Raw genomic sequence first — 20,197 nt, 5'->3', positions numbered from 1 at the left:
TTGTAGAACTACGAGCACCCCATTTCCCAGGCAGGAGCCCTATATGCATCCCATCACCAACCGGTATACGCGCCTGATCGGAATCGACCACCCGATCGTCCAGGAAGGACTCGGCCCGTTCCGGACTCCCAAGCTCGCGGCCGCTGTCTCCAACGCAGGCGGGTTGGGGACGGTCTCGATGCCCGGCATGCCTACCGACCTCGAGGCGGGCGCACGCACGTTCCGCGATCATATCGAGGAGTGCGCGTCCCTGACCAGCAATCCGTTCGCAGTTAACATTCCGGTCGGTGTCGACGGCAACGGCGTCGTACTGCCGTTCACCGACGTCTATATCCGCACGGTACTCGAGGCTCGGCGGTCAGATTCGGCACTGGCCGACCAGTTGACCGTCCTCACCACCTCGGCGGGATTCCCCGGCGACTACATCGGGCTGATCAAAGACGCCGGGATGATCCACCAGCACAAGGTGGGATCCACGAGGCAGGCGGTCAAGGCCGCAGAGGCCGGCGTCGACGTCGTCATTGCTGCGGGATTCGAGATGGGCGGGCACGCACCGAGCAAGGCCGTTCACTCGTACGTATTGATTCCCAGCGTCACCGAAGTGGTCGACGTTCCGGTTCTGCTCACCGGCGGTGCTCGCGATGCCCGGGGCCTTGCATCCGCGCTGGCGATGGGTGCGGACGGTGTGGCGATGGGAACCCGGTTCATCGCCAGCACCGCGAACTCCGACTGGCATCCGGCGTATATCCAGGCGATCCTCGGCGCCGGAGAGGGTGATGACGTCGCCTTCGACGGTGTCTACGGACCGTGTCGAGGTCTGCGCAATGCTGCATCGAAGAAGCTCACGGAACACCAGGAGTCGGAGGGTGAGATCCTCGACACCGTCGAGCTCACACGGTGGAAGATCGAATCGATGCAGCGCGCTCAGACAGACGGGGACGTCACAGACGGCCTGGTCCTGACCGGCCAGGTGGCGTCCGCGATCAACGACATCATCGATATCGCCGAGTTCGTCCCTCGCATGGCGTCCGAGGCTGCCGATATCCTTCGCCGACTCGCATCTGCGTTGCCGACACCGATGCCGGCGCCGGTCTGAGCAGATTCCGGGGAGCGGTGGTTCGAGTGGTCGCAGATAGCATGTCGTCCGTGACCGAATCAATGTCGAAGCCGGCGGCGGGGGAGTCGACCTCGGTTGGCAGCGCGCGTTCCGCACTCATCTCGATTCTCGGCGAGTTCGTCGCTCCGTACCGTCGACCGGTGCGGACGGCGGCGCTGCTCTATGCCCTCACCGGCCTGGGCTTCGGGGAGTCGGCCAGCAGGCAGGCAATCGCTCGCGCAGGTGCATCCGGTCTGATCACCGCCAAACGAGACGGTCGCGAAACGAAGTGGAGTCTCACCGAGCGGGGCCATCAGCTGTTCATCGAAGGTGTGAGGCGTGTGTTCCCGGACGCGTCCCAAGCCGGGCGATGGGATGGCCGGTGGCTCGTCGTCATCGCTCCTGTTCCCGAGTCGCACCGCGCGGTACGGAAGAAGCTGTATGCCGCGTTCCGGTGGGCAGGTTTCGGCAATCCCAGTCCCGGTGTGTGGGTCACTCCACACGTGGATCGACTGGCCGAAGCCACGAGGGTGATCGATTCCCTCGGATTGTCGCCGAACACCGTCTCCTTCATCGGGTCGCCCGCGGCCGCCGGCATCTCGGAGGACGAGTTGGTGCAGCGTTCGTGGGATCTCGAGAAGATCGCCCAGGATTACGACGACCTCCTGACCAGGTTCGCAGACAAGAAAGGTCTGTCGGGCGAGGCTGCACTGTTCGCCCACCTGGAGTTGGTGGACGCACTCCGGCAGACGCCCTACATGGATCCGCACCTGCCGGACGTCCTCCTGCCCGACTGGCCCGGTCTCGGGGTCGTGAAACGACTCCAGGATTTCCGCACCGAGTGGGCACCTGCAGCGCACGCGCACTGGCTGTCGATAGCGCGCCTCGACTGAACACCGTCTCAACACGTTCGGGCATACGTCTGTCCAAATATAGTTTTACATTTCTAGACAGCACATATCCCAAAATGTATAGTTCTAGGCAGCGCCGTTGCGGTGCGTTTCACTTGAGGAAGTTGAAGGAGAACAGTGAGCGAACTCCACGCACCCTCGCTGGCCACGCTACGAACTGCCGCCGACGATCCGGTTTCGTACGCACAGAATTGGAAAGACACACATCGACGACCCGTCATCGGCTCGTTCCCCATGAACTTTCCGTCGGAGATCGTGCATGCTGCAGGCGCCTTGCCGGTGATCGTTCAAGAGAGCAAGACACCGATCACCGAGGGTCGCAGCATGCTCGCCGAGTTCTACTGCGGATACACCAGGAGCGTCGCCGACCAGGCTGCCATCGGCGAACTCGACGTGTTCGACGGATTCGTCGCTGCCGACCACTGCGTTCAACTTCTGGGCGCCGTCGATGCCATCCGCTATGCACGGCCCGAAAAGCCGGTGCACTTCGCGCAATTCACCAGCGCGATGGATGACGCATGGACCAAACCGCGCGTCGACAGTCGAATCGGCGAACTGAAGACCGAGATCGAAACCGTCGTCGGCACTGTCGTGACCGCCGAGGACCTCGCACACAGTATCGGACTGTTCAATGCGAACCGTCGCCTGCTCCGCCGGTTCTACGACTTGCGCCGATCAGGCCTGACACGCATCACTGCCGGCGAGATGCAACTTCTCGTCAAATCGAGCATGGTCATGGACATCGAGGAGCACACAGCCGTCCTCGAGACATTGCTCGATCAACTCGTGCTGCGCGATCAGGCACCGGATGACCTGGTACGGCTGCATCTTTCGGGCCATTTCTGCCACGCACCCAAACCTGAAATCCTCGACGTCATCGAGGAATCCGGCGGACTCGTCGTGGACGACGACCTATACACCGGCTACCGATACATTTCTACCGATGTCCCCGAAAGTGACGATCCACTGAAGGCGCTGTCGACGTGGTACATGCAGCGAAACATCAACGCACCATGCCCCACTCGCGTTACCAGCAAGGTCGACTGGGATACGTACCTACTGAATTCGCTTGCGGAGAGCCGCTCGGTCGGAGTCGTCGTGCTGATGGCCAAATTCTGCGAGCCGCACATGCTGTACTACCCGGAGTTACGCAAGGCGCTCGACGAGCACGATGTGCCATCGCTGTTGATCGAGACCGAGCACGAGGGCATTCCGGTGGAGACGTTGCGGACCAAGATGGAGACCTTCATCGAGCGCATCCGTCGTCATGCCGCACCCGTCCCTGCCTGATTCGTAACCACGTTCGAAGGAGTTCGTAGTGTCGATCGCAACGCCCCAAGACAAAACCAACCGATTGTCGAGCACTCGAGTCGGCGGCAAGATGACCGCCGATTACTGGGACAACATCTTCACCGCCAAGGAGCGTGGCAAGCACGTTGTCTGGTACAACGGTTCCGCCCTCAACCCCATCTTTCAGGCAGCGGGTCTCGAATGGTGCCACGGTGAGGCGTTCGCTGCCCGACTCGCCGCACAGCACCTCGAGGAGCCGGCCCAGGCTGCTGGTTCCGAGTACGGCTATATCGGTGAGCTCTGCTCGTATGCCCGCACTCATCTCGGGTGTGCCGTCTTGACGCAGAAGAACGTCAACGAACGCGAAAGCGGCGTCGTGGGCATGCTCGACCAACAGGAACTCGCAGCCAAACTTCCCGCACCAGACTTCTTCGTCAACGGATATGCAGGCTGCAGCACCGGTCAGCAATGGGACGCGATGACATATCGAGTCTTCGACCGAAAGCTCCCCATCTTCAACGTGTCGATTCCGATGCTGTGGGGCAACAAGCCTGACGCCGGATACATGCGTGGTGAAGAGTGGAACGAGGCCAGCACATACGTAGAAGGCCAGCTGCGGGAATTGGTCACATTCCTCGAGCAGCAAACCGGGCGACCGTTCGACTGGGATGCGCTGAGCGAGAGCATGTCCTACATCAAGAAGGCATCGCGACTGCGCCTCGAAGCGATGGAACTGTGCACGCTCGCCCCGACACCGGCGACGTATTGGGACTGGGTCGCCAGCATCGCACCCATCAACTTTCTCCCCGGTAATCAGGCACTCGTCGACTACTTCGCGGGTGTGAAAGCCGAGATCCAGCAGCGAATCGTCGACGGAGTCTCCGCCGTCGCAAATGAGCGGTACCGTGTGTACTTCGACGGCATAATGAACTGGAACAAACTCGGATTCCTCACCCGCAAGTTCGCCGAGTACGACGTCGCTGTCGTCGCCGGTCGTTACACGCATGAATCCTTTTGGCAGGAACCGCAACTCATCGATGTCGACAATCCGCTGCGCGGGATGGGCCAACATTACCTGCTGTGCCCACTGAACCATGGGCTCAAGAATCTTCAGGAATTGCTGCTCGAGCGCCTCGACCAGTACTCCATCGACGGTATCGCCTTCCACTCGACTCGCACGTGCCGAGCAATGACGAATCCGCAGTCGATGCTGGCCAAAACAGCCGAACGGGAACGCGGGGTCAAGTCGTTCGTCTTCGAAGGCGACGTCGCGGACGCGTCGTTCTACAACGATGAGCTGTTCGACAGCCGCCTCGAGGCGATGTTGGAGGCCATCGACGTGCAGCGGATGAAGACGCTGGTCTGATGAACTGGTACGTGATGGGCGTCGACCTCGGCTCGACGACGGCCAAGGCCACCGTCGTCGACCAGGACGGTGGCTTGGTCGGCTCGAGCGTTGTCCAGATGGGTGCCGTCAGTAAAGATGCGGTGACACGCGCAATGAACCGGGCGCTGACAGCAGCAGATGTCACTCAGGACGACATCAGACGAACCATCAGCACAGGATACGGGCGCAAGCTCGTCCCAGGCGCCGACCGGTCGTTCACCGAGATCACCTGCCATGCGCGCGGAGCAGCCGCCCTGTACCCAGGGGTCCGATTGGTCATCGACATCGGCGGGCAGGACAGCAAAGTCATTGCGGTCGATGCCGACGGATTGGTGGATCGCTTCGCCATGAACGATCGGTGTGCAAGCGGGACCGGGCGCTTCTTCGACGTGCTCGCCCGCGCACTGGAAGTCGATGTCGAGGAGGTGGGCAATCTTGCGCTGGCGGGTGCCGACGGCCTGGAAGTCAGTAGCATGTGCGCCACCTTCGCCGAGACGGAAGTGATCTCCCTCCTCGCGCAGGGGCAAGCCAAGTCTGATATCGCCGCCTCGGTCCACAAAGCTGTTGCCGCGAGAACCCTCGGCTTGGTCGCCCAGGTCGGCAAGGCGACGCCGACCGTCATGACCGGCGGTGTCGCCCAGAATGCGGCAGCCAGGCATTACATCGAATTGGCATTGCGCCACCCTCTCGAACTGCTCGAGCAGCCACAGATCGCAGGGGCCTACGGCGCCGGCCTTCTGGCACGGGACGAGTACGCAGGATCGGTCGCCCCGACCGAATCGCGTGATAGCGCAGCCAAGCAACAGCTGGCCGCCCGGGCAGCCGGAATAGTCCCCCAATGCGCCGGTTGCGACGGAACCGCCGGTGACCACAGCCACGTCTCGATTCCGCTGACGGTGCGGACCACGACATGAGTCCCCTGCATGACTCCACGATCTTCATCGTGGGTGGTGACCGTGGACTCGGTTTGCTGGTTGCGCGTCGGCTCGTCGAGCTCGGTGCGCAGCGCATCGGTCTGATCGGCCGCGATGTCGAACAGGGTGAAATTGCGGCGAAAGGACTGTTCGAATCGGCGTCGGGTATTTGGGCGCTGTCCGGAGCCGGGAACCTGTCGTCGAACGAGGACGCATGTCGAGTGGTGACGGAACTCGTAGCGTCACTCGGCGACGCCGACATTCTCATCGACTGTCTGCCCGGCGATAATGCCGTCACTGATGTTGTGCTGCAATCCATGCATGCGCTCGGCAACGGAACCGTTGTGAACGTCGGTGGGACCCTCGAGTCCGATTCCGGCGGTGTTCGTGTCCGGTCCGTCGCCCTCGACGAGGATCTCGTCGTTGCAAACGAGGTGCTCGACCGGCTGCGACACAACTAGCTCCCTTCCATGTCGGAATGATTCGATTCCCCGGCATGCTGAGTCAGTTTGTCGAGGGACGCGGACAGTGCGGTGAATACATGCTCGGGGGTGTCGTGGGTGAAGGTCAGTGTGATCACTTGGCCCATCGGCATTTTGCGGTCCTTGTCTGGAGAAAGTGGGAGGAGGGAGATGCCCGGGATCGGCCTGACTCGGTCATCTCCCTCGGTTCGCGTCGGCGACCGTCGCCTAGGGCAGCGGCGCACCGGTCGCGGCACGAACCTGTTCTGAGGTGACATCGGGGGCGCATTCGCGCAGCGCCAGCCCGGTGTCGGTGATATCGAGGACCACCAGGTTGGTTTTGATGCGGTTGACCACGCCCTCGCCCGTGAGTGGCAGGGCGCATTCTTCGTGACAAGCCGGGATCCGGTGAGCAGGTTCTTCGTCTCGGTCAGCTCGTGTCGGCGGCCGATGAAGCTGCTCAGTTCCAGGGGCAGACGTCCCGTCGCGCCCAGCACGGAGGACGGTGGCGACACGTGTCCGCTGTGCGTGGACCCATGCCGTCCGTTTCCCTGTGCATCGGGCTCCGCGCGCAGGGCCATCTCGTCGACCGGCAGACCGTGTTGCCGTTGCAGGGTGCGCAGTTCCTCCCCGAAATCGGCGGCGCTGGCGGGACGCTGGCCGGGAGTCCGGCACATCGCCCGGGCAATCGTGTCGGACACATCGTCCGGAATCCCGTGTTCCCGCAGATCGGGCACCTCATGGGTGGTGATCCGCAGGAACTGGGCTATCACCTGCTCCCCGCTGTGACGTTCGAAGGCGGCATGACCGGTCAGCGCACTGAACAGGGTCGCGCCCAGGCCGTAGACGTCGGCGGCCGGGCTCGGCGGATCACCACTGAGCACCTCCGGCGCGGTATACGTCGGCGACCCGGTGACCGCACCGGTGACGGTCTCGAATCCACCGCTGATGTGCGCGATTCCGAAATCCGACAACTCGGGTTCGCCGTAGTCTGAGAGCAGGATGTTCGCTGGTTTGACGTCGCGATGGAGGATGCCGAGTCCGTGCGCCGTCTCGATCGCACCCGCCATCTTCACCCCGAGCCGCAGTGCCTCACTCAAAGTTAGCGGACCGTGGCGACGGATCCGGACCTCGAGGGAGTCCTGCGGGTGATACGGCTTCACGATGTAGGGACGCCCGCGGTCGCTGGCGCCGACTTGCAAAAGCCCACGATGTTCGGATGCCCGTTCGACGGTGAGGACCTTCACCGCCACCGTCCGGTCCAGGTCCGCCTGGGTGCACCGGTAGACGACCCCGAAACCGCCGCGCCCGATTTCCTGCGCCTCGTCGAAGCCGATGCGCGCCAGCTCCGCGGCGGGCGACGGCGGATAGCGTTGAGTATCGAGCGGATCACCTGCACCCATCGGACGGTCTGCTCACTCCGTCGCTCGAGTCATGAGGCACTGGACCCGACGGCACAACCGGCGCCCATTCACCAGTGGACTCACCTTTCGATGGCGTCCTTTCGAGGATATCGCTGACAAAGATCGGGTGGGCAACCCTGGCCGGTGACCGGCGTGAGAGCCCCGAGCTATCGCCACCGGCCGTTGCGCCAACCCCAAAACTGTGGGTTACCTAAGCAATTTATTCTACGCTGTATAGTGGGTGTTTCAAAGCCTGAGGGCAGGGGTCGATCTCGGCAAAGTTGTCACGGAAGGAACGCTATGAGCGAGCGGAAACTATTCTTGTCCCCGGAGCCACCAGGATGCAGGGTGGTGCGATGATCGATACCCTCCTCGGTGTGGAAGCGCCGGTCAAGGTTCGGGCACTGGTACGAGATTCCTCGTCGCCGGCGGCTCAGGCGCTGGCCGAGCGGGGGGTGCAGCTCGTCGAAGGATCCTTCTTCGAAGGGTCAGGCGATCCGCTCTGCGCTGGCCGGCGCCGACGGGGTGTTCTCGATGCAGATGCCGCCGAATCCTTCCGACCGGGAAGACCTCGAGAGTGAAGCTCGCGTCGCACGAATTCTGATGGATGCCGCCGCTGCCGCGGGCGTGGAGACGGTGGTCCATACCTCGGTGGCCCGGGCGGGTGACCACGAGCAGTTCACCGGATGGAGCGAAGGGCGATGGTGGGAGCCCTACTGGATCAACAAGGCCGCTGCCAATGACGCGGTGCGGGCGGCCGCGGTCGAGCATCGCGTGATCCTCGAGCCGGCAATGATGATGGAGAACCTCCTCCCTTCCAAGGAATTCATGTTCCCGGGACTGTCCCGCCGAGGCGAACTGGTGTCCGCAATGGACCCCGACACGCGGATGGACTACATCAGCGCCGCCGACGCCGGCCGTTTCGCTGTGGCCGCGTTCCTGGACTGCGCCCGATTCGCCGGCCATGAGATCGATCTGGCTTCCGATTCCCTGACCTTGGCCGAGGTTGCGGACACGATCGCCGGCGTCACCGGTGCGAGCGTGCGGGCCCGCCATGCGAGCGCCGAGGAGGCCCTCGCCGCAGGGGCGTTCCACGGTGCGGTGTCGAGTCAACGGTGGCAGACCGACGAGGGGTACCAGGTCGACCTCCGCAAGGCCGCGAGCTGGGGCGTCGAGCCGTGCAGGTTCGCCGACCGGGCGACTGCGCATCGTTTCGACTTCGTGGTCGGAGCGGCATAGAACGCGACGATCCCTCCTTCGAGGCGCGTCATGGACCGTATTGCCGCTGCCGTGCGGGTGGGCTGGCGGACCGGTCGATCGTGCTCGCGCAGTGTCGGGGTCGGCCGCGCCGACAAATGCGGTCGGCCTTCGGGCGGTCCTGTCGGATTACTCGCTGAATCCGTCGTCGCGGCAACAGCACTGCGCGGGCCGATGGGCACTCGCCGTCCACGCGGTGGGCGGCCGCCTCCGCGGACGGGCTTCAGGCGGCAGCCAATGCGAGGAGGATCCCGACGGCCCCGGGCCGGTAGATCGACGGTCTCGGCGGTGCGGGGCGCTTGCAGCAAAGACTGTCCGAGGGGCAGGGTCGGCGCACGGTCCCGGGCCCGGGACCGTCTGTCGGACATCGGTGTAACACCTGGTGTATCAGGTCGGTGGTGGAGGATGAGGGGACCGCACCGGCAGCGCCGTGCAGACCCCCGGGTCGCTACCCGAACACGTCGGGGTGTTCAGCCGGGCGAAGTGTGGGGCCGTCCCAGGACGGGTGCGCGAGTTACCGGGCGGGTTCTCGTCGGGGTGCTCCCTCCATCGCCGCGCATGTCTCCTTCTCGGCCGATTCCCACACCTCCGCGGCGGGTGGCCCTTCCACGAGGAGGTCACCACGGGGGATGAACATGCCGATGCCGACAGCGAGCAATCCGGCAGCCGCGGCGATCCCGAAGACGGCCGCGTACGCGGCGGCCGTGGGGTACTCAACTCCCGCAATGTGCATCACCGATGCGGTTGTCAGAGCTGCGACGACCGCGCTGCACGTCGACGTACCGAGGGACCGGGCCAAGGTATTGAGGCTGTTCGCCGCGGCAGTTTCCGTGGTCGGGACCGCTCGCATGATCATCGCAGGAATCGCGCCGTAGGCGAATGCAGCGCCGACCGAGGTCACCGTTGCCGCCCCGATCACGACGACGAGGTGAGGTGGGGTGACGGCGCGGACGAGATTGGTGGCCATGAGGATCATGGTGCCGATCAGGAAGGTCCTTCGGGGACCACAACGGTGGGACAGGTAGGCGGTCACCGGGGAGAACGCCACCATCATCAGACCGGCGGGGAGCAGCGCGAGACCGCTGAGGGTCAACGACATCCCGTAGCCGTAACCGGTCTCGAGGGGGGCCTGGAAGATCTGGGCACTCACCATGAAGGACGTGAACATGGCAAACCCGACGAGGATCGAGGCGATGTTGGTCAGAAGTATCGGACGGCGTGCGGACACGCGTAGGTCCACCAGCGGCTGCCGAACTCCGGCCGCACGCCTTGCCGGGGTGAGCCGTAGTTCGTATCTACCCCACACCAGGAACAGCGCTGCCGCCCCGGCGAACAATCCGAGAACCGGTCCGCTCCCCCAGCCCCATCCGTTGCCCTGGGTGATGGCAAGCAGCAGGCACACCAATGCCGCGGTCAGCCCGAGGGCGCCGAGCAGGTCGAACTTGCCGCCGGAACGGACCGGGGATTCGGGCACCACCGCCCAGATCGCGCCCATTCCGAGCACTCCGATCACCGCGGCACCACCGAAAAGCCAGTGCCAGCTCAGATGTTCGGCAACGACACCGGTCAAGGGCAACCCGATTGCCCCGCCTGCGCCCAGCGTGGAACTCATCAACGCGATCCCACCGGCCACCCGCCTCGGTGGGAGTTCATCGCGCATGATGCTGATGCCGAGTGGTACGGCTCCGACCGCCGCCCCCTGCAGGGCGCGCGCGATCAACACCGCGGCGAAGGTATCGAAAAGCGCGCCGAGAGCACTACCCGTCGCCATCACCGCGAGCGCGATCAACAACAGACGCCGCTTGCCGTACATGTCTCCGAGCCGACCGAGAACCGGCGCACAGACCGCGCCGGCGATGAGGTTGACCGTCACCAGCCACACGGCCCCGCCGGGTGTGGTGTGCAGCAGCCGAGGGAACTCCGGCAACAGTGGCATCACGATGGTTTGCATCAGCGAGACCGCGATGCCGCACGATGCCAGGGCGAGGACGACCAGTCTGCCGGACCCAGCACAGGCCGCGCGGGCCTTTCTCCGAGAAGGACGGGTGTGGAGAGAGGGACGTCGATCTACCGAATTCAATTCCATCAAGTACTTCTCTCCGCCGATACGGCACGGTGTTCAGGTCACGGTCGGACTTTCCGCGAGCTCGGCGGCAGACCCGGAGGAAGGCAGAGTCCGGCCCAGCACCGGCCAAGAGGGGGGAGCGCCGATGGTGAGGGCCGGCGGCCGCGGAGATTACGGGCCCGGCGCTACGGCACGCGCAGGATCAGGGCGTCGCCCTGTCCGCCACCACCGCAGAGGGCGACCGCACCGGTGCCACCACCGCGGCGCCGCAATTCGAGCGTGAGGTGCAGCGTGATCCGGGCGCCGGACATTCCGATGGGGTGCCCGAGTGCGATGGCGCCGCCGTTGACATTGACCAGGTCGGCGTCGACCCCGAGTTCACGGGTGGAGGCGATCCCAACCGCGGCGAACGCCTCGTTGATCTCGATCAGATCCAGCTCGACGGGTGAGATATCGGCTGCGCCACAGGCTTTGGCGATGGCACCGGACGGCTGGAACTGCAGACCCGAATCCGGCCCGGCGACCATGCCGTGCTCACCGATCTCCGCCAGCCACGTCAGTCCCTCGGCCTCGGCGCGCTCCTTGCTCATCACCACCACCGCGGCGGCGCCGTCGTTGATCGTCGACGCGTTGCCGGCCGTCACCGAGCCGCCGTCCCGGAAGGCGCCGCGCAGTCGCGCCAGGGTGTCGGCGGTGGTGTCGGGGCGGATGCCCTCGTCGCGGCGTAACCAGGTGCTCTCACCCTTACGCGCGGGGATCTCGACGCGGACGACCTCGTCGTCGAAGATCCCGCTGTCCCACGCCTTGGCTGCCAACTGGTGCGAGCGGGCCGCGAACGCGTCCTGGTCCTCGCGGGCGATGAGGTCCTTGTCGTTGCCGGCCTCGGTGAGCACGCCCATCGGCTGATCGGTGAACACGTCGTGCAGCCCGTCGAGGGCCATGTGGTCGACGAGGGTGACGTCGCCGTACTTGAAACCGCCCCGGGAACCGGGCAGCAGATGCGGTGCCTGGCTCATCGACTCCATCCCGCCGGCGACGATCACGTCGAACGCGCCGGACCGGATGAACTGGTCGGCGAGGATGATCGACTCCACACCCGACAGGCACACCTTGTTGATGTTCAGCGACGGCGTGCTCATCGGAATCCCGGCCTTCGCCGCGGCCTGACGGGCGGGCATCTGCCCGGCTCCAGCGGTCAGCACCTGCCCCATGATCACGTACTGCACGCGGTCGGGGGCGACACCGGCCTTGCCGAGCGCCGCCTCGATGGCTATGGCGCCGAGGTCGGCGCCGGAGAACCCGGAGAGGGAGCCCTGCAGGCGGCCGATCGGAGTGCGGGCGCCGGACACAATCACAGAAACGGGCATGCGGAGGCCTTTCACAAAGGTAGGCGTAGGTGTGAGTAGGTCGTGTGCCGGAGAACGGCGGAACAGGCACGGTACTGCTCAGGATAGACCAACGGTTATACGCAGTATAACTCTTCGGTGCAGCAAGAACTCCCTAAAGCTGCGTTTGAGGAGTTCGATAACCCGGCCTTGCGGGCGGTCCATTCTATGGTGTACAAATGTGACCGAGGCCTCATTGACTGCGCAGAATCCCTGCGTCCGGCCGTTCGATTGGTTCGAGGAGAGGACTGCCATGACAGCAACAGCCGCCGCCGAAACCGGGCAGAAAAGCCTGAGCACTACGCCGTACATCCTGGTCAGCACCGACGGGCACGTCGGGCCCTCCCTGACCGGGCAGCTGCGCGAGTACTGCCCCGCCGAATACCTCGAGGAGTTCGACCGATACGCCGAAGCCAACGCCGGCCCCGTGGCGTTTGTCGGAACCAATGACATGCAGAGTGAGCGCAAGCAGAGCGAAGCTCAGCGCGAGGCGGTGCGACTCGCCTTCGAATGCCGCGGACAGCAAGATCCGCACGTGCGGATCAAGGACATGAACGCGGACGGGGTTGCCGCCGAGGTGATCTTCGCCGGTGGCCAGAACGACGAGGTCCTGCCGTTCCTGTCCCCGCTCGGCCTCAGCGTCGACGGGGTCGACGCCCAGCTCCAGCAGGTCGGCCAGCAGATCTACAACCGCTGGCTCGCCGACTTCGTCACCGTCGAGCCGGAACGGCATGTCGGCCTGGTCCACGTACCGATCTGGGATATCGACGAAGCGATCAAGGCGGTGCGGTGGGGACACGAGCACGGCCTGAAGGGTGTGAACTTCCCGGCACCGCGCCGCGGACTGACGGCCTACAACGACCCCGCCTACGACCCGTTCTGGCGTGTAGTCGAAGAACTCGACATGCCGCTCTGCGCCCACAGCGGCGGCGGTGAAACACCGCTCGGAATCACCGGTCCCGGCGGGATGGAACTGTTCCAGAGCGAGGCGCTCTGGCTCGGCCGACGCGCCATTCATCAGATGATCTTCGGCGGGGTCTTCGAACGCTTCCCCGGCTTGAAGCTGGTGTTCTGCGAGCAGCGCACCGCGTGGGTTCCGCAGACCATCGCCGATCTCGACTCGATCTACTACGGCGCGACTGCGACCCCGTTCGTCAAGAAGCTTGCGCCGCCGTCCGAGTACTACCGCCGCAACTGCTTCATCGGCGGCAGCTTCCTGGCACCGTTCGAGGCTGCGCAGCGTTACGAGGTCGGAGTCGACAACCTGATGTGGGGTACCGACTACCCGCACCAGGAAGGCACCTGGCCGAACACCGCTCTCGCGGTCCGGAATACGTTCCATTCGATTCCGGAGGACGAGACCCGCAAGATCCTCGGCGAGACCGCCGTCCGGGTGTTCAACTTCGACGCGGACAAGCTCCGCAAGATCTCCGACCGCATCGGCCCCCAGCCGGCTGACGTGGCGCGGCCGGTCCCCGCCTCGGAGCTTCCCGCCCACCGCGGCTTCGCCTTCCGTGAGCGGGGTCAGTACTCCTGACCGGAAGAGAAGGGCGGGCCATGCCGAGAGCATGGCCCGCCCTTCGTCCTCTCCCACTCTGTTTCTCGGTCGAGGCGCGACGAACCCTGTGTCCGACACCGTGATCGGAGCGGACAACGGCCGCCTGTCGAACCGCCCCCCGAGCGGTGCATCCCTGCAGCACAGACGAGCACTGAGACCGTAGCCCGTCGGCGTCGGCCGAATGGACGACGTCATAAAGGTACCTACAGATGAACACGGGTGCATACCCCGATCTGCTCGATTATCGACACGGGGCCGCCGCCGTCGCGAGTGGAGTACCGGCGGTGCAGGAGGCCGAACCGCTACGACGGCAACGACATCCATCGCGCGAGGCGGTTGGACGATAAGTGGATCCTCAGTAAACCTGGCAGTCAGATGAGAACGACAGGCGTCCCCGCGTAGCCCTCGCTGCAGCTTGGGACCTCCGGAATTCCCGAGGGCTTCAGTCACGGTAGAGGTGTGAAATCCGTGAACTCCCGCGAGTACCGTCAAATGCAGCGGCGTCGTGCGCGTGCCGCTTTGCTCGAGGCAAACCGCAAACGCCCCCATCATGGCATCGAGACGGAGCGCGTCATCGAGTTTGCCAGCAGGTGGGCGCCGTACAGGGGCGCGACCGAGGAGTTCCTCCTCGGTCGAGTTCGGAATGACTCGGTGTCGGTTCATCGAGCGATTGTGTGCAGGTCATCCCTGAGTCGAACTGCACCCAAGACGAAGTGAGCCGGTTGGCGAGCGCATATCCTGCCCGACAGGGAGTTCCCTCCCCCAATCTCTGAGCCCCGTCCACCTGTCCTTGGGCTACCCCAACCAGCTGACTGACAGGTCCCGAGGATCAGTGAGATGCCAAGAGTATGTGGACTCACTCCTCCTTGGAAAAATGTGGAACAGCCTTTAACGACAACGGCATCCGATTTTGCACTCCTCGGGGCTCCGCTTGGAGGAACCGCGCTGGAAGTCGTGCACAGGGTACTCCAGTGCATCGTGCGCGCGGGTGAGGTCGCAGTGACTGGATCTTGTAGTGGGCCACGCAAGGTCGTCACCGAATCGGGGGGTTGTTCTGGCCGCGTCGGCGGCGGCCCGCCGAACCCGTCCATCGCGACCACCGCGACGCGGTCCCGGAACTGGTGCTCTGCCGGACGAGCCAGGCCGTGACGTACCGCCGATGACGGGCCGGAACCAGATGGGGGCAACAATGCCGGCCGGTGCCCGTTCGAAGATCGGCGTCAGGTCCACGGCGACGGTGACATGGCCGTCTCCGCCCAGCGCCGCGGGTGTGAGCCCACCGGTGTAGGCAGGCCGATGCCGTCTGCTCGGCCGTTCCCCTGCTACTCCGGGAGCGCAGGAATTGCTCACATCGCCGCGGTCACTTGCGCAGGATCAAGCTCAGCGCCTCGGACCGCGAGGCTGCACTGGACTGCAGAAGCCCCCGGACCGCCGACGTCGTCGTCACCGCTCCCGGCTTGCGGATTCCGCGCATCGCCATACACAAGTGCTCGGCCTCGACCACCACGATCGCGCCCTGAGGGCTGAGTTTGCGCATCACGGCGTCGGCAATCTGGCTGGTGAGTCGCTCCTGCACCTGCGGTCGCTTCGCGTAGAGGTCGACGACCCGGGCGATCTTGGAGAGGCCAGTAACTCGGCCGGAGCTGCCCGGGATGTATCCGACGTGGGCCAGGCCGTGGAACGAGACCAGATGATGCTCACACATGGAGTACATCGGGATATCCCGGACGAGTACCAACTCACGGTGACTTTCGTCGAAGGTGGTGCTCAGAACATCGTCTGGATCGGTGTAGAGACCGGCGAACATTTCCCGATAGGAGCGAGCGACACGGGCGGGAGTGTCGATCAACCCGGGGCGGTCGGGATCTTCACCGACGGCCAGGAGCAGTTCTCGTACCGCCTTTTCGGCACGCGGTTGGTCGAACACTCGGTTCTTCACGAGCGTTCCGGATTCATGTGGGTGGTGATTCACCGACATACCGACTCCTTCGAGACGTCAACGAGAGGGCTCGCCGGGCAGGCAGTTGGACTGCCCGGCCGAACGGCGTACCCGGCCCGGATCCGCCATGCACCGGCGTCCGGGAGGTGAGATGGTGCGAGGTCGCGCGAGACCGGAGCACGCGAGTGTCGTGTCCGGGCGACCCGTGCCCCGCTACAGCGACAGTGGGATCAGCGCTGCTCCGCCGGAACGGGAGGGCGGAAGAACACGGCAATCTGTCCGACCCCCGCACCCAGACCGATGACCAGGGCGATCACCAGACCCCACCACTGATCGATCTCCGAGCCGAGGCCGATCAGATGATCCACCGACAGCCTGCCGGAACCGGTGACAGCGACACTGAGCGCCACGCAGGCCAACACGAAGTTGTATTCCCACCCGTTACCGACGATGAAGAAGCCGCTGTCGCGATGCACCGTCCAGGCAGCAACCACCATCAGCGCGATCATCGCCGCGGCCGCCAGCGGGGTGAGAAATCCGAGGGCGAACAGTACGCCGGCGCCGATTTCGGTGAATGCCGCCAACGGTGCATGCAGCCGCCCCGGCCGCATCCCGATCGAATCGAACCAGCGGGCAGTTCCTGCCAGGCGACCCCCGCGGAAGATCTTCGCGTAGCCGTGCGCGGCGAGCGTCACCCCGACGGTGACTCTCAGGATCAACAGTCCTACGTCGATGGCAGTGGTCATGTGTTTCGTCCTCCCTGGGACCGGGCGCCGACAATGGCATTACTTCTATTATACAGCGTATACCCTACGGCAGCCGACGGTCGTGCATTTCTCACCTCCCGCCCCAAGAACGCTTCTTCGACACGACAATCACTGACATCGAACGTGACTTGCGTCGCAGTCGACCCGCTACCTATGATCGTACAACGTACAAATTGGTTGTGACGACGGTCACCCTGCACAATGGGGAGCTCGAATGGAGCCCGGATTGAAGACAAGGCGGAGGCCATGACACCAGCATCGAGCTATCCAGACGGTGCGTTGGAGCCCGAGGTCGAATTCCTCTCTCGGGAGGAACTGGAGGCCTATCACGACGAGAAGCTTTCCGAACTGGCTCGCCAGGTATACGGCCGAGCTCCGCTCATCACTGAGATGTGGGATGCCGCGGGAATCACGCCCGCCGACATTCGAGGCCGGGCGGACTTTCAGGCCAAGGTGCCCTTTGTCACCAAGGACATGATCCGGGCGTACCGCAGCGAGCACCAGTTGCCGTTCGGCGGCCTCGAGTGCCGTGACCGGACAGCCTTGAACGGCGTGTTCACCTCGTCGGGCACGACAGGCGATGCAACGTTCTTCGCCGAGGAGTGGATCGACGGCTGGTCACCGCACTGGATCGGAGCCTCCCGCGCGCTGTACGCCGCGGGGATCCGTCCCGGGGACTACATCCTCACCGGAGCCAGCACCATGCGTGGCCCGAGCGCCCAGCAAGCGCAGCTGCTCGGTGCGGTCCCGATCTTCGTCGACGTGTACACCGACGGTTGGCCCAAGGTCATCGAGGTCATCGAGAAATACCGCCCGGCCTACATGACTTTGATCGGTCTGTCCGCGGTGTCGTTGCTCGACATCGGCCGCACGCGCGACATCAAGCAACTCTTCTCCTCCTTCAAGGCGGTCGGCTTCGCCGGCGAGCCCCTGGGAACGACGATGCGGGAGAAGTTCCGGGAGTGGGGCATCACCCTGCTGACCTGGTCCACCGCCGGGGACGTGGCCCTGTGCTTCGAATGCCCTCAGCACGACGGCATGCACATGTGGGAGGACACCGGATTCTTCGAGGTCCTCGACGTGGAAACGGGAGAACCGGTGGCCGACGGGGGAATCGGTGAATTGGTCTCGACATCGCTGTGCAACTCGATTGCGCCGCTGGTGCGGTATCGAACCGAGGATCTGGTTCGGATCACCCGCGAGCGATGTGCGTGCGGCCGGACACACATGCGACAGTGGCCGTTGGGGCGTCTGGGAGATTTGATGATGGTGCGCGGGACACCGGTGACGGTCAGCGATATCTGGACGGCGGTCGAATCCGTGCCCGAGACCTCGGCGGGTGTGTTCCAGGTGGTGCGCACCGGCTCACAGATGGATGGGTTGACCGTTCGTGTCGGCTACTCGCCGGAGACCTCCTCCACTGTCCCCGACATGACCGACCGGGTCGGTAAGGCCCTGTGGTCCGCGCTCGGCATCGAGACCAACCTCGAGCTCATGCCGATCGACAGCATCCTCGCCACTTCGGCGACGGGAAAGATCCAGAGGGTGGTGAAGGCATGAACCTGCACGACACACTTGACGCCAATCTCGAACTCGAGCGGGGACCGCTCTGGGGGATCGGGTGGGCCGATCTCGCCGATGATCGGGTGGCTGCCCCGATCAGTTGGGCGGATCGTACCGCCGATCTCGAATGGGCCACCGCGATCTTCTCCGACTACGCGGTAGGCCCCGGGGATCATTGCCTGGTCGTGTCCGACGGCAGAAACTACTGGCCACGCCAGGTCGAGGGGGCCGTCACCGCGCTCGGCGGCTTCGTCGGCAACATCAACACCGCCTCATACGAAGTACGCCGGTTGAGCGTGTACCTGCGCTATCTGACGCCGAAGATCCTGGTCGGCCTGACCATCAAGCTTGCCGAGGCGATCGGGCAGGACGAGGCGCTGGTTGCGCTGATGCGCCAGGTTCCGTACGTATTCGCGTACCCGGACGCTGCCGCCGAGCTCCGACGAGTAGGGATCACCGCCCGGGCCTTCGGCCCGATCGGACCGGCCCTGGCGCTGCCGTGCCGGCACGGCGACGCCGCGCACGTCGACGGTACCCAGTTCACGGTGCGTCAGCACTCCGACGGGCGACATATCGTTGTGTCCACCGACCCTGGGCGGGAACTCCAGCTCACGGACGCGGTCGTCGCCGCGACCGGCCAGGTCCGTGATCGCTGCAGCTGCACCGGTTCCGGCCCGGTGGTCGATTTGGACAGCTGAGCGGACGGAGCGGGGCACCACCGACGACAACTGGTTGTGCCCCGCGCGTGCACGCCAGAGGCGCACAGAGTCGGTGGCGACGCCGTGCGGCGGTGGACGGAACTACATCTCCAAACCGTCGGCGGTGTTCTGCCGCCGCAGTTGTACCCGCAGGCCGTAGATGAGGGTTTCGATGCCGAACGTGTAGTAGTCACGACCGGTGAGCGTGCGGGTGACGGGCATCAACCGGGCAATGGTGTCGTCCACCTCGAGTGGGGTATCCGCCTCGGCCTTCGTCGGTCTCATGGTCTCCTCCTGCGCGATGGCCACCCGATAGCGGCCGAACAGGTAGGTGTGGATCGATGCGTAGCCTTTGACGACGCTGGCGGAGTCGAAGCCGGCATCCACCAGGATCTCCATGACGGCGTTCATCACTTCACGCTGGGTGATCATGATGCGACTCAACAGCACTTCGGCGATGCCCTTGTTGTGACGCAGCGCCGTTTCGACGCGGTCGATCAACAAGCGCAGCCGCTCATACCACTCCCCGGAATCCTTCTCCGGGATCTCGATGGTGCCCACGGCCCAGCGTGCGACCAGGTCCAGCAGTCCCTGCTTGTCGGCGACGTAGTAGTACGTCGCCATGGGCGTGACGTTCAACTTGCGTGAGAGCAGACGCATCGACAGGCCATCGACCCCGGATTCGCGGATGATCTCCAGCGCGGCATCGACGATCTGCTGTTCGCTCAGTCGTTCCGCCTTGCGTTTGCCTTGCCGCTCAGTGGTTTCGGTCACGTGCGCTCCGCCTGTCCGTCGAGATCTGCGATCATCATACTCTTCCCCTTATACACTGTACTAATCTATCGTTGTTGCGACAGGAACCCCATGAATTCTCAGAGATCCGGCCTGTGCGGTGGCTGCCGTTCCCGCGGGACATGCCAGATGGGCATCGCGGAGATCCGACTCGATCCCGACGGAACAGTCCGCGCGCCCGTACGGTTGAGCAGCGCCATGGAAGGCGGCCCGGGTGTCGCCCACGGCGGCTGGACCGCTGCGGTGTTCGACGAGGTGCTCGGGCAGGTGCCGCTCCAGTACAACGTTCTGTCGGTCACCAAGACTTTGACCATCAATTACCTCCGGCCGGTGCCGATCGAGCGGGACCTCGTCGTAGAGGCCACGATCGTCGCCCGTCAGGACGGTCGCTGGGAGTTGACCGGCCGGCTCGTCCTCGACGCCACCGGCGCGGACCTGGCCACGGCCTCGGGAATCTGGATCGAACGTGACCAGAGCCATTTCGACCGCCACCGACATTGGCTGCGGTCGCAAGACGCTTTAGCGGATCTCCCGGCGCAGTCCTTGTAGCGGGCGTTGATTCCCGGGGCACGATCGTCGCGTCGTGCCCTCCCCCATGCGACCCGGATACCGCCGCGGATGCCATGAGCATTCCGCGGCGGTATCGCCTTCGCCGCACACAGCTGCGCCGGCAAGAGCCACTTTCGTGGTCTTGCCGGCGCAGCCCGTGGT

17 protein-coding genes and 2 pseudogenes are annotated in these 20,197 nt (G+C 64.5%); 12 read left to right on the top strand and 7 right to left on the bottom strand.

Annotated elements, in window-relative coordinates:
• Window positions 1–43 precede the first annotated feature (43 nt).
• The 6 genes from R4P95_RS13180 to R4P95_RS13155 all read left to right on the top strand — a co-directional run bounded on the left by R4P95_RS13180 (window position 44) and on the right by R4P95_RS13155 (window position 6,059).
• The gene (locus R4P95_RS13180; protein WP_317744251.1) at window positions 44–1,096 is read left to right on the top strand and encodes a nitronate monooxygenase; all 1,053 of its coding nucleotides are present in this window, start codon (window positions 44–46) and stop codon (window positions 1,094–1,096) included.
• 41 nt (window positions 1,097–1,137) lie between these two features.
• Window positions 1,138–1,989, top strand: coding sequence for a PaaX family transcriptional regulator C-terminal domain-containing protein (locus R4P95_RS13175; protein ID WP_317744614.1), 852 nt, complete (start codon window positions 1,138–1,140; stop codon window positions 1,987–1,989).
• 135 nt (window positions 1,990–2,124) lie between these two features.
• Window positions 2,125–3,297, top strand: coding sequence for a 2-hydroxyacyl-CoA dehydratase family protein (locus R4P95_RS13170; RefSeq protein ID WP_317744252.1), 1,173 nt, complete (start codon window positions 2,125–2,127; stop codon window positions 3,295–3,297).
• 91 nt (window positions 3,298–3,388) lie between these two features.
• A complete protein-coding gene (locus tag R4P95_RS13165; protein WP_397517689.1) occupies window positions 3,389–4,663 on the top strand; it encodes a 2-hydroxyacyl-CoA dehydratase subunit D in 1,275 nt (424 codons plus the stop codon).
• A complete protein-coding gene (locus R4P95_RS13160; RefSeq protein ID WP_213575920.1) occupies window positions 4,663–5,598 on the top strand; it encodes an acyl-CoA dehydratase activase in 936 nt (311 codons plus the stop codon). The genes R4P95_RS13165 and R4P95_RS13160 overlap by 1 nt, the downstream gene beginning before the upstream one ends.
• On the top strand, window positions 5,595–6,059 hold the full coding sequence (locus R4P95_RS13155) for an SDR family NAD(P)-dependent oxidoreductase (protein ID WP_213575919.1): 465 nt from the start codon (window positions 5,595–5,597) through the stop codon (window positions 6,057–6,059). Before R4P95_RS13160 ends, R4P95_RS13155 begins: the two co-directional genes overlap by 4 nt.
• 228 nt (window positions 6,060–6,287) lie before the next feature.
• Here the strand turns inward: R4P95_RS13155 and R4P95_RS13150 are convergent.
• Together R4P95_RS13150 and R4P95_RS13145 are read right to left on the bottom strand one after the other, a co-directional pair.
• A pseudogene (locus tag R4P95_RS13150) lies at window positions 6,288–6,449 on the bottom strand (succinyl-CoA--3-ketoacid-CoA transferase); the annotation flags it as partial.
• A pseudogene (locus R4P95_RS13145) lies at window positions 6,449–7,462 on the bottom strand (serine/threonine-protein kinase); the annotation flags it as partial. The pseudogenes R4P95_RS13150 and R4P95_RS13145, both read right to left, overlap by 1 nt.
• Before the next feature lie 281 nt (window positions 7,463–7,743).
• Between R4P95_RS13145 and R4P95_RS33570 the strand changes: the two are divergent.
• Both R4P95_RS33570 and R4P95_RS13140 read left to right on the top strand, forming a co-directional pair.
• Window positions 7,744–8,043, top strand: a complete 300-nt coding sequence (locus R4P95_RS33570) for an NmrA family NAD(P)-binding protein (protein ID WP_397517681.1) — start codon at window positions 7,744–7,746, stop codon at window positions 8,041–8,043.
• Entirely contained in the window at window positions 7,958–8,701 is a 744-nt protein-coding gene (locus tag R4P95_RS13140; RefSeq protein WP_397517690.1) for an NmrA family NAD(P)-binding protein, read from the top strand. The genes R4P95_RS33570 and R4P95_RS13140 overlap by 86 nt, the downstream gene beginning before the upstream one ends.
• 532 nt (window positions 8,702–9,233) lie before the next feature.
• Here the strand turns inward: R4P95_RS13140 and R4P95_RS13135 are convergent.
• Entirely contained in the window at window positions 9,234–10,805 is a 1,572-nt protein-coding gene (locus R4P95_RS13135; protein WP_397517682.1) for an MFS transporter, read from the bottom strand.
• A gap of 164 nt (window positions 10,806–10,969) precedes the next feature.
• A complete protein-coding gene (locus R4P95_RS13130; RefSeq protein WP_317744254.1) occupies window positions 10,970–12,151 on the bottom strand; it encodes an acetyl-CoA C-acetyltransferase in 1,182 nt (393 codons plus the stop codon).
• A 271-nt stretch (window positions 12,152–12,422) separates the two neighbouring features.
• Here R4P95_RS13130 and R4P95_RS13125 point away from each other — a divergent pair, with 271 nt between their 5' ends.
• Window positions 12,423–13,706 carry an amidohydrolase family protein gene (locus R4P95_RS13125; protein WP_213575915.1) on the top strand — a complete coding sequence of 428 codons (1,284 nt, stop codon included), beginning with the start codon at window positions 12,423–12,425 and terminating at the stop codon, window positions 13,704–13,706.
• Between the two features lie 1,381 nt (window positions 13,707–15,087).
• Here R4P95_RS13125 and folE read toward each other — a convergent pair.
• Both folE and R4P95_RS13115 read right to left on the bottom strand, forming a co-directional pair.
• Complete coding sequence (gene folE / locus R4P95_RS13120) at window positions 15,088–15,705, bottom strand: GTP cyclohydrolase I FolE (RefSeq protein WP_317744255.1); 618 nt, start codon at window positions 15,703–15,705, stop codon at window positions 15,088–15,090.
• A gap of 191 nt (window positions 15,706–15,896) precedes the next feature.
• Window positions 15,897–16,412 carry a DoxX family protein gene (locus R4P95_RS13115; protein ID WP_317744256.1) on the bottom strand — a complete coding sequence of 172 codons (516 nt, stop codon included), beginning with the start codon at window positions 16,410–16,412 and terminating at the stop codon, window positions 15,897–15,899.
• A gap of 267 nt (window positions 16,413–16,679) precedes the next feature.
• Here R4P95_RS13115 and R4P95_RS13110 point away from each other — a divergent pair, with 267 nt between their 5' ends.
• Window positions 16,680–17,993: a phenylacetate--CoA ligase family protein gene (locus R4P95_RS13110; protein ID WP_317744257.1), complete on the top strand. Its 1,314-nt coding sequence runs from the start codon at window positions 16,680–16,682 to the stop codon at window positions 17,991–17,993.
• Complete coding sequence (locus R4P95_RS13105) at window positions 17,990–18,694, top strand: hypothetical protein (protein WP_213575911.1); 705 nt, start codon at window positions 17,990–17,992, stop codon at window positions 18,692–18,694. The genes R4P95_RS13110 and R4P95_RS13105 overlap by 4 nt, the downstream gene beginning before the upstream one ends.
• A 102-nt stretch (window positions 18,695–18,796) precedes the next feature.
• Here R4P95_RS13105 and R4P95_RS13100 read toward each other — a convergent pair whose 3' ends face one another.
• Window positions 18,797–19,468 (bottom strand): TetR/AcrR family transcriptional regulator C-terminal domain-containing protein, encoded by a 672-nt coding sequence (locus R4P95_RS13100; RefSeq protein ID WP_213575910.1) that lies wholly within the window; start codon window positions 19,466–19,468, stop codon window positions 18,797–18,799.
• A 90-nt stretch (window positions 19,469–19,558) separates the two neighbouring features.
• On the opposite strand from R4P95_RS13100, the gene R4P95_RS13095 reads away from it, so the two are divergent.
• Window positions 19,559–20,035: a PaaI family thioesterase gene (locus R4P95_RS13095; RefSeq protein ID WP_213575909.1), complete on the top strand. Its 477-nt coding sequence runs from the start codon at window positions 19,559–19,561 to the stop codon at window positions 20,033–20,035.
• Window positions 20,036–20,197: the final 162 nt, after the last annotated feature.

It is taken from the genome of Rhodococcus sp. IEGM 27, assembly GCF_033142305.1.
GTDB classification, from domain to species: domain Bacteria; phylum Actinomycetota; class Actinomycetes; order Mycobacteriales; family Mycobacteriaceae; genus Rhodococcus_F; species Rhodococcus_F oxybenzonivorans.
The sequence above is the reverse complement of the archived record's forward strand: the minus strand, read 5'-3'. Positions and strand labels throughout refer to the sequence as shown.